At 64.8% G+C, this 1,660-nt stretch carries 1 protein-coding gene; it reads right to left on the bottom strand.

Going from position 1 to position 1,660, the window contains the following annotated elements; genetic code table 11:
• Positions 1-205: 205 nt before the first annotated feature.
• Positions 206-802 carry a polysaccharide deacetylase family protein gene (locus tag IWX63_RS16905; protein WP_334685959.1) on the bottom strand — a complete coding sequence of 199 codons (597 nt, stop codon included), beginning with the start codon at positions 800-802 and terminating at the stop codon, positions 206-208.
• Positions 803-1,660 lie beyond the last annotated feature (858 nt).

Here is a 1,660-nt window from a genome sequence, read left to right as displayed (position 1 = left end):
AGAATCGTCACACCCACCTGCCAGAATCAAACACATCAGGCAGCCAGTAAGCCCCGATCACACCAACGAAACCGCCTCATGAAAGATCGAGGCTAGGATCCCTCACTGAACGCTCCTCGGTTTCTGCCTCCATGGTGTGGACCCTGCGGGCCCCGTGGCTTCAAGGGGGTGGTCTTCTTGAGAGGTGTAGGTGTGGGCGTAGGTGTTACGGGGCGATGGCGGCGCTGAGGGTGGTGAAGGTCCTGCCTTCGGCCAGAAGGTAGGGAAGGGCTCGGGCCAGGCCCGGACCCGTCCCGGATGCGGGGTGGTTGCCGTGGGCGATGATGATGTTCCCGGGCACCGCCACGGCGGTTTCGGCTGCAACCGTCACTGCGGGGTAGGTGGCCCCGGCGTCGGCGTTGAGGCTGAACCCGGTCGGAGTCAGATCCAGGGCCACGCAGATCGCGGCGGCCACATCATCCAGGTAGGCGGTGCCGGGCCGGAAGAACCGGGGGCGTGCGCCGGTCAACTCCGTCAGGCGCGCGTTGTTGATCATGATCTCGTCATAGACGCTGCCGGCTCCTTCGGTTCCGGAGATCCCGTAGGCGGCGGCACCGCTGACGCTGAGCGGGTAGTGGTTCGTTCCGTGGTTCGCGATCTCGAACAGGGCATCGGCGGCCAGGTCCTGCGCCAGTGTGGGATTCGCGGTGATCCAGCGTCCGTTGAGGAACAGGGTCGCCGGGATCTGCAACCGGCGCAGCAGGTCGATGATGGTGCTGTCGGCACCCGCGCCTCCAGCGCCACCGCAAAAATCCAGGGTCAATGCGACTCCTGCGACTCCTGCGGTGTTTTGGGGCAGGTGAGTGAGGACTCGGGGTGCTTCGAGTCCCCAGTATGTCGGGGTCTGCCCGGCAAACCGGGTAATGACCTCGTCGCGGGTCGGTGTCACTTGCCCGGAAGCCCTCGTAGAGATCGGCCGCAAAGCATCAGAGGCAGACGCTGACGCGGATGCGGATGCGGATGCGGAGGAATTTGGTATGCGGCCGCCGGTTCCATTGGAGACGTGACCGGTGGGGCCCGAATGCAGTAGACCTGCCGCACTGTCGCCGGCGGTGCACCCGGCGAGGGCGAAAGCCGCTCCAGCCATAAGTACGGCGCGCCGGCCCGGACCGTTCACCATCAACCCCATTACTTCACCCTGTACCTGAGACCCGTACTTGAGACCTGCACCGGAAATGAGCGTAGAGGACTCCCCGGAGCTATCTGGCCACGGCGCGCCGACGCCCGCGAGTCGGGGTCACGCGGCAGGAGTTAGGCCGAAGAATACTTAGGTGGTGCCGGGAGCGGGAGCGGGATTGGGTGCGCCGGGGCGGTGGTGGTCGCTAGGGTTTGTTGCGCCAGACCGCGTCGGCCACGCCCGCGGGGCGGGTGCCTTTCAATAGCGACGATTGGACCGATGCTTGCTCTCATACCGATCCTCAGCGCTGCTGATGCTGATGGAAAGTTAGAAGGGAGGAAGGCCCCGGGCGCGAGGTCCGGGGCCTTTCGGTGGTGCGTTCCTGCCGGGTGTGCCGGCGGGAAGGTTAGGGGCTTGACCCCGGATCTTGGACACGCTGATTCCAGCACGATGCTGGGGAAGCGAGAATCCAAGACATGGCAAGGAAAAATTACACGGACGAGT

It is taken from the genome of Arthrobacter sp. CAN_A2 (assembly GCF_015752045.1).
In the GTDB taxonomy this organism is placed as follows: Bacteria; Actinomycetota; Actinomycetes; order Actinomycetales; family Micrococcaceae; genus Arthrobacter_D.
This window is presented reverse-complemented; position numbering and strand designations above follow the sequence as displayed.